The sequence below is a fragment of the Pseudomonas rubra genome (assembly GCF_028656935.1).
GTDB lineage: Bacteria > Pseudomonadota > Gammaproteobacteria > Pseudomonadales > Pseudomonadaceae > Aquipseudomonas > Aquipseudomonas rubra.
The window spans coordinates 1-7,716 of sequence record NZ_JAMDGZ010000028.1; the positions used below are offsets into that span (position 1 = coordinate 1).

The 7,716-nt window shown below is 53.3% G+C and carries 8 protein-coding genes; 6 read left to right on the top strand and 2 right to left on the bottom strand.

All coding sequences use genetic code 11. The annotated features are described in order from the left end of the window. The first annotated feature begins 571 nt into the window (after nt 1-571). The 4 genes from M5G17_RS14080 (at nt 572) to solA (ending at nt 4,322) form a co-directional block, all read left to right on the top strand. On the top strand, nt 572-1,402 hold the full coding sequence (locus M5G17_RS14080) for a pyrroline-5-carboxylate reductase (RefSeq protein ID WP_273893508.1): 831 nt from the start codon (nt 572-574) through the stop codon (nt 1,400-1,402). After that, complete coding sequence (locus M5G17_RS14085) at nt 1,383-1,829, top strand: 50S ribosomal protein L11 methyltransferase (RefSeq protein WP_273893509.1); 447 nt, start codon at nt 1,383-1,385, stop codon at nt 1,827-1,829. The genes M5G17_RS14080 and M5G17_RS14085 overlap by 20 nt, the downstream gene beginning before the upstream one ends. Nucleotides 1,830-2,235: 406 nt before the next feature. Next, on the top strand, nt 2,236-3,147 hold the full coding sequence (locus M5G17_RS14090) for an EamA family transporter (protein ID WP_273893510.1): 912 nt from the start codon (nt 2,236-2,238) through the stop codon (nt 3,145-3,147). Between the two features lie 20 nt (nt 3,148-3,167). After that, entirely contained in the window at nt 3,168-4,322 is a 1,155-nt protein-coding gene (solA, locus tag M5G17_RS14095; RefSeq protein ID WP_273893511.1) for an N-methyl-L-tryptophan oxidase, read from the top strand. 47 nt (nt 4,323-4,369) lie between these two features. Here solA and M5G17_RS14100 read toward each other — a convergent pair whose 3' ends face one another. After that, nucleotides 4,370-5,185, bottom strand: a complete 816-nt coding sequence (locus tag M5G17_RS14100) for a gamma-glutamyl-gamma-aminobutyrate hydrolase family protein (protein ID WP_273893512.1) — start codon at nt 5,183-5,185, stop codon at nt 4,370-4,372. Nucleotides 5,186-5,552: 367 nt separating this feature from the next. On the opposite strand from M5G17_RS14100, the gene hpaR reads away from it, so the two are divergent. Continuing rightward, nucleotides 5,553-5,975: a homoprotocatechuate degradation operon regulator HpaR gene (hpaR, locus tag M5G17_RS14105; RefSeq protein ID WP_273893513.1), complete on the top strand. Its 423-nt coding sequence runs from the start codon at nt 5,553-5,555 to the stop codon at nt 5,973-5,975. A 161-nt stretch (nt 5,976-6,136) separates the two neighbouring features. Further along, complete coding sequence (locus M5G17_RS14110; protein WP_273893514.1) at nt 6,137-6,430, top strand: hypothetical protein; 294 nt, start codon at nt 6,137-6,139, stop codon at nt 6,428-6,430. A 42-nt stretch (nt 6,431-6,472) separates the two neighbouring features. Here the strand turns inward: M5G17_RS14110 and M5G17_RS14115 are convergent, their stop codons facing one another. Further along, entirely contained in the window at nt 6,473-7,618 is a 1,146-nt protein-coding gene (locus M5G17_RS14115) for an acetyltransferase domain-containing protein (protein WP_273893515.1), read from the bottom strand. Nucleotides 7,619-7,716: the final 98 nt, after the last annotated feature.

Below are 7,716 nucleotides of genomic sequence, written 5' to 3' on the forward strand. Positions count from 1 at the left end.
GGCCATGGCACATTTGTTGCAACGTGCCATGGTCTGTGAGGGCGGCGATGGTCGCCTTAATTCAAGCCCCACACCTCACCGTCATCACGCAATCGCAAGATGTGTAGGGGTTCAAAGGTGAAGGCCTTGAGATGGGGTAAAGCCTGCCAGGTGTTCGCCGCAAGGCTTGTAGTGCCCTTGAGATCGAGCGCCGCCCGCGCGGCGCATCGCCGGCAAGGCCGGCTCCCACATTTGTTGCAACGTACCATGGCCTGTGAGGGCGGCGTTGTCAGCCCGGGTGGTCGGACGAAAAGTCAATCGGAAGGAATACAGTAAGTTGATTTTCTTCCGCAACGTAACATAGGGTGTGGTAGTTAATTTTTAAATATTCAGCCTCTAATATTTTTGAGCCGGTTAGGACCATTCCTTCGTCTTAGTCGGAACGGTCTTATGCAAGTGATTAAATTTCTTGGTCTAGCATCTGAGTTGTTCAATACAGATGCTGGCCCAGAGAGCTCTTTGTACTCTACTTATGCATGAAGAGCCTATGCAGCTACTGGTTCAGCACATTCTTTCATGTGCAGGAGGCGGTATGTCTAACGATATTGTGCTCGTCGGTGCCGGGTGTATGGGGGCAGCCCTTCTACCTGGTCTGTTTAAAGGGTTTCAGAAATCGAGGATATTGGTAGTTGATACATCACCATTGCGGCGTGAAAAAGTTGCCGCTATGGGTGTCGATGTAGCTAGCGCCATAGACAATATTGATGGAGGAGCGACAGTTGTATTGGCGTTGCCTCCAAACAGTTTCTCGGGATTCGCTAGCAGTACGTTGGCTTTAAAAGGGCATGCAGGTTTGGTTATATCTGTCATGGCCGGAGTTCGTATCGCTACTATCAAGCATGCATTGCAAATCTGTAATGTGGTCCGAGCGATTCCCAATACACCTGCAGAGACACTTAAAAGCATGACCGTGTTCTGCGCTGCGACATCAGTTTCACTTTTATGTCTGGAGTTTGCTGAGCGTGTGTTATCCCTCTTCGGTGAGGCTATCCGGGTTGAGAGCGAAAATCTTATGGATCCGGCTACTGCTATATGTGGTGGCGGGCCAGCATATATAAGTTACTTTGCTGAATGTATGCGCTGCTTTGCAGTTGAGCAAGGTTTTAATGATGATGAGTCTGCTTTAATTGTAGCTCAAGTTCTTTGTGGGACAGGTTCGTTGTTATCAGTGGGTGACAGGCGGCCGATGCAGCTTTGTCGAGATGTTATGACTCCCGGTGGTACAACTGCCCGGGCAGTAGAAGTGTTGGATCGTAATAATTTTAAAGAAGTTGTAGGCGATGCTTTGCTCAAGGCGACGATCCACTCGAGATCATTAGGTTGCATGGTAGAGGAGGCTGAAAATGAAAGGTCTCATAGATAAAGCTTGGATGGTTGAGCGCTTACTTCCGTTGCAGCACTCTCCGAAACAAAAGGATATTGGTGCGCCGCTATCAGCTTACTTTGGTTTGGGGTGTTGCGTGGAGTTAGAACGTAATCCGGGGGTATTTGAAGTAAGCCCCGCGGGTTTGGCGTTGGGTGCCTACTTAGTAAAGTCGGCAGGTAATGTGAAGCCTGGTCAGCGCTTTTTAGATGTGGGAACGGGTAGCGGAGTACATGCATTGCTGGCGCGGCAGCTAGGTTATGAGTGCGTTTGTGCCACTGATATCTGCGAACGTTCTGTTTTGCTGGCACAGCAGAATGAGCGGAATAATTTTGCGGATGAGTGTATTTTGTTTGAGGTTGGAGATCTCTTTGAAGGGGTAAGTGATTTTTTGTTTGATAGAATTGTTTTCAACCCTCCAGGGTGACGCGCACCCTCTGATGAATTAGTGCTGAGTTTACATGGGGGTAACGCGCCGGCTGATATGCCGTTGAACACTATGTTCTATGGGGATGAGGTTTTGTTGAGGTTTCTCCATTTGTTGCCAAGGGCTTTAGATGGGCGTGATGTCGCTCTGGTAGGGCTGAATTCGCTGGTTGGTATAAGGGATGTGCTTCAGAGGTATAAATTAGAATGCAATAACGCTCCGCCATTAAGTTATAGGCTTGTGGAGCGTCATACCTTTCCATTATTTTTCTATGCTGCCGAGTGGTCCAGGCTTTCGGGGCAAATATTGAATTGTTTTAAAGAATGGCGTAAAAGCGGGTTGGCTGCATACTCAACTGATTCAGAAGGCAATATATATTGGTCTTATGAGGTTGTAGAGTTTTTCCATGCGTCCTGATGAGGTTTCCAGAAAACGTTTTTCGATAGCACGCTCAAAGGCGTTCGCGATTTTTGCAGGACTTGGGGCAAACCTATGGCTAGGTGGTTCTTCGTTGTATTGGAATGCGCTAGGTCAGATACCTGCTGTGGTGTTGCTTGTTTATAGGGTTTTTCTTTCATTGGCGCTGCTGCTGCTCGTGCTCATGGTCGTCGGGGAGCTGAAAGGACTGTGTGGGAAGTTGAACAAGAAAAACATAACGCTTCACGCTTCTGCCGCTCTGCTGCTAGTAGTGAATTGGGGGGTATTTATCTGGGCTTCTGTACAGGGGTATGTACTGGAGACAGGGCTGGGTTACCTCATCGCCCCTTGCGTCACTGTGATGATAAGTATTTGGAGGCTCAATGAAAGATTAAGTCGCCAGCATGTTGTGGTTTATCTCCTTGTTGGCGGCGGGGTAGTGTTTCTCGTGACGTACTCGAAAGAATTGCAGCATGGTGTGTATCTGCTAGTAGCGGCCAGTTGGGGTGGGTATGTTTGTTTGAAGCGAATGTCGTCGCTTGATGCGTTGAGTGGGAGTGCGTTGGAGGCTGGGGTTCTAGCAATGGGCTGCTTATTAACTGTCGCTATTGCGCTATGGTATTTAGGGCCATCTAGCTCTGTGTTCAGTTTTCCTCAGGGGGGCATTGTTCTTGCTGGTTTTGTTTCGGTCTTCCCATTGGTGTTGCTGGCTTATGCAGTTAAGCATCTGTCTTTAATGGTAATGAGTGCGTTTCAGTTTGTGCTGCCAGTAACTCAGCTTATATTGGCATCATTGGTTTTTCATCAGTCGTTAAATATGGTGGTCGTGATTGTCGTGCTAGTTATATGGGGTGTCATGATTTTTCCTCTGATACTCTCAGCAGCAAAAAAGCTATTTTAGTACCGGGCGGAGGGCACGGAATGGGAACCATCTATGATGTTGTTGTCGTCGGGCTGGGTGTGATGGGCGAGGCGACACTTTGGAGGTTGGCAGAGAAAAATCTACGAGTATTAGGTATTGACGCCCGCGTGCAAGGGCATTGCGAAGGCTCGTCACATGGAGCATCTCGTATTTTTCGTCGTGCATACTGGGAGGGAGAAAAATATACTTCAATGCTCAATCATGCTGATCAGCGATGGAGAAGTTTGCAGGCGCTATCGGCAACACCCTTAATTTATGAAACTGGGGGCATTTTTATTGGTCCAAAAGGATCGGGAATGGTTGCAGGCAGTATTGATACGGCAAGGCGCGCATCGGTCGAGCATACTGAATGGAGCGCTCGACAGGTTAAAAGCTCATTTCCCGTATTTAGTGTTGATAGTAGTTGTCATGCTGTATACGAGCCAGGTGCTTACGCTATTGCTGCTCAGTGTGCAAGGTCGAAAATGATACTGGCGGCAACTCGTCAAGGGGCGGAGTTGTTGTATGGTGATGCAGTTGTTTGTGTCCGAAGGCACCGCAAGGGTTTTAGGCTTTATACCCGTCGTGGGCTGTGCGTGACAACGAATTCTGTTGTTCTAACTACAGGTCCGTGGCTACCTAACTGGGTTCCAGAGTTGAAAGCGCATCTTCTGCCTCGAAGGGTTCCTGTTTATTGGTTCGAGCCGAGGAAAGAAATGGCGTCAAAATTTGAAAATATAAACTTTCCTGTGTTTCTATATGAGCTGGCTAGTGGAGGATTGTTGTATGGCTTGCCATCTATTAGCCAGAATGAGCCGGGTGTAAAAATTGGGTTTCATAATCGTCAGCAAGCCTCTTGCAGGCTAGGTGCCAAGTCAGAGGAGGTGTCGCCATTATTGGTGAAGGAAATTAGCGAGAGTGTAGGGGCAATACTCCCAGATCTAGAGATGATGCCCGCAAAAGCTAAGGTGTGCATTTACACAATGAGTCAGGACGAGTCTTTCTATATTGGTAGGGTGCAGGGATATGAGAACATGTTTGCGGCTTCTGCATGTTCAGGCCACGGATTTAAGTTTGCACCCGCAATTGGAGATGTAATTGCTAGTTTGGTAGCAGGTGAGACCACACCTGTGGCGATTGATGCATTTAGTATTGATCGAATTTGCTCAAATTAAACCAAACTGGCTCCAACCAATCACGAAGGAACCAGTTCAATCATCAATCAGGCAGCCGTCCCCAGCTTCCTGACCACCTGCCCCTTGGCTGCCTGCTTGCGGCACGCGTCACCAAAGGCCTGGAACATCTTCACCGAGTCCGGGTTTTTTGCGGCTTGCCATTCCGGGTGCCATTGCACCGCGAAAAGGAAAGGCGACAGGCTCGGGGCGTGGATGGCTTCGACCAGGCCGTCTTCGGCGCGGGCCAGCGCTTCGATGCCTTCGCCAAGGTTTTTCAGGCCCTGGCCGTGCAGCGAGTTGACGCGGATTTCATCGCTGCGCAGCAGTTTGTGCAACCAGCTGCCTTGCTCCAGCTTGACGCTATGCACTGCGCTGTACTGGACATCGACCGGATCGTCGGGGTTTTCCCGGTGGTCGTTGAAGCCAGGCTCGGCGTAGACCTTCTGGTAGATGTCACCACCCAGGGCCACGTTGATTTCCTGCATGCCACGGCAAATGCCGAAGATCGGCAGGCCACGGGCGATGGCCAGTTGCACCAGCGGCAGGTCGAACAGGTCGCGGTTGCGGTCCTGGGACTTGCCCGGGGTTTCATTTTCCTGGCCGTACAGGGCCGGGTCGATGTTGCTGCCAGCGCCGGTCAGGTAAACACCGTCCGCCATGTCCAGGTAGGCTTCGAGGTCGTCGGTACCGCAGCAGGTTGGCACCAGTACAGGTACGCAGCCGGCGTGTTCTACCAGCGGCACGATGTATTTGTGGGTCATGACCTGGTAGTCGTGGCCTTTGCGCTCCTGGGAGCCCATGGTCATCAGCACGACAGGTTTGCGAGGGGTTTGATTCTTATTGCCAATGTTGCTGTTGGGCATATGTCACCTTGGGACAGGCGCAGCCTGTCATTATTATGCAGGCGCGCAGTTGAAACCTTTGCGCTGCCTGAGGTTTCGAGCACTGCCGGTACGCCAAGCAAGGGGCTGTATCCGGTCGAAACCTGTCATCTAGCTTGCCAGAGCCGTTTAATATGTCAAACGACTTCAGATTGCGTGGGCGAAGCTTGAGATTGCCTGGATGCAATTATGTACCCGCAGCCCTCGGAAACCAGCATGCTGCCTGCTACGGCCAGTTCATTATATTTGACAAGCGTCCGGCATATGGCCGAAGCAGCGCCCGCGCGGCTTTGCTGCATCGCGTGGTTTCTCTTAAGCTGGCTGTCACCGATGACTACCAGCCTGAACCATGCCCACTCCAAGACCGTCCCTGACCCTGACCCTGTTGCAAGCCCGCGAAGCCGCCATGGCGTTCTTCCGACCCTCGCTCAATGCCCATGGCTTGACCGAACAGCAATGGCGGGTGATCCGTATCCTGCGCCAGCAAGGCGAACTGGAAAGCCATCAACTGGCCGAGCAGGCCTGTATCCTCAAACCGAGCATGACCGGCGTGCTGGCGCGCCTGGAGCGTGACGGCCTGGTGCGGCGCAAGAAGTCCAGCCAGGACCAGCGCCGGGTGTTCGTCGGCCTGACCGAACAGGGCCAGCAGTGCTTCGTCGACATGAGCGAAGACATGGAGCACAACTACCAGCGCATCCTCGAGCAGTTCGGCGAAGATAAGCTGCAAGAACTGCTGGGCTTGCTTAACAGCCTGAAAAATATCAAGCCCTGAGCACCGTTTTGGCGCATTGGTGGTTGGCTGCCTATACTGTGCCCATCCGTAACAGTGTGCCGTCGTTGATCGGAGCCAGGCGCCTCTGTTCCCGTGGTCATGACTGTCTGAAGTAGCAGGACGCGAGTCGTCAATTCTCAACGCTACAAAGGGGTTGGATCATGGATATTGTCAGTCTGATCATTCAGATTGTTGCCGGTGTGGTGGGCGGTAACGCAGCCGGCATGAGCAAGCAAAGCATGGGGCCGCTACTCAACTCGATCTTCGGTGGGGTGGGCGGGGTAATCGTCGGGCAGATCATCGCGGCTGTTACCGGTGAGCCCGGTGCGGCGGTGGCAGCGGGTGGTTCGCTGGACCTGCCGGCGCTGATCAGCAGTATTGTCGGCGGCGGTGCAGGGGGTGCGGTACTGACCTTTATCGCCGGCTTTATCAAGTCGAAAATGCAAAGCCAGTAAGCGCAGTTCGGGCCGCCCCTGGCTGCAGGGGCGTGCCTGTGCTCAGAAGTACTTGAGCCAGCCGATGTCCCGGCGCCGGGCCTTGAGCGCGGAAAACCAGCGTACCGGCGGGTAGAGCGCAACGCTCAAGACCATTGCCGTCAGCCATACCGCCCAGATTGCGTCGAAGCCAAAGTAGTTGCCCTGGTTCAGGCCAACGGCGGCGACGGCGATCAGGTACAGCAACTTCAGCACGTACAGGTGCAGCAGGTAGAAAAACATCGGTGCTGCGCCGAATACGCTCAGCAGTTGGATCGCGCGGCTGCCCTGCAACTGTTCGAACCTGCGCAACAGCAACAGGCCGACGCCCAGGGTCAGGGCCAGGAACAGCAGCGATGGCGGGTATTTGGTTATATTGAAGAAGCTCATCAGGGTGCGCAGTGTGGTTTCACCAACCTGCCAGGGTGCCTCGCCATAAGCGTTGAGCAGGCGCAGCAGCAAGAACACGCCGAGGGCGCCGACGCCTGCTAAAAACAGCTTGCGTTGACGTGCCAGGGCGTCCGCTTCCCGAGCAAACCATGGCCCCATGGCGTAGCCCAGGGCGATCACGCCGATCCAGGGCAGCAGTGGGTAAGAGGTACGCAGGCGCAGGCCGTCCGCGATATCCAGCCAGCCACGGTCATGCAAGATCGCCCAGGGGATGTGCATCACCGACTCTTTGGCGAAATGCAGGGGATCGAGCAGGTTGTGTCCGGCTATGATCAGCGCACTGAGTACCAACAGCACTGACCGCGGCAACCACACCAGGCCAGCCAGGGCGAGCATGCTCAGGCCGATGGCCCAGATCACCTGCAGGTAGATCACCTTGGGTGGCAGCTCAAGGGTCCAGGCCAGGCTGACCAGGGTGAACTCCAGCAGCACCAGCACCAGGCCGCGCTTGAACAAGAAGGCCGAGACCGCAGCCTTGCCCTGGTGCTTTTCGCCGTATAGATAGGCTGACAGACCGGTGAGCAGCACGAACACCGGGGCGCACAAATGGGCGAGGGTACGGCTGAGGAACAGCCAGGGGTCGGTGTTGGCGACGTCCATCGGGTCGCTGACCTGATGGTGCAGGAAGAAGGTTTCGCGCACGTGGTCGAGCAGCATGAAGACGATGACCAGGCCGCGCAGGGCGTCGATGTAGAGCAGGCGTTGGAGGGGGAGTGGCATGTTGGGAGTGGACGTAAGTTAGTTATGTGGTTTGTTATAACATAACTGTAGCATCTATCAAGAATCTAGGGCTGCATTGGCCTGATCGCGGGGCAAGC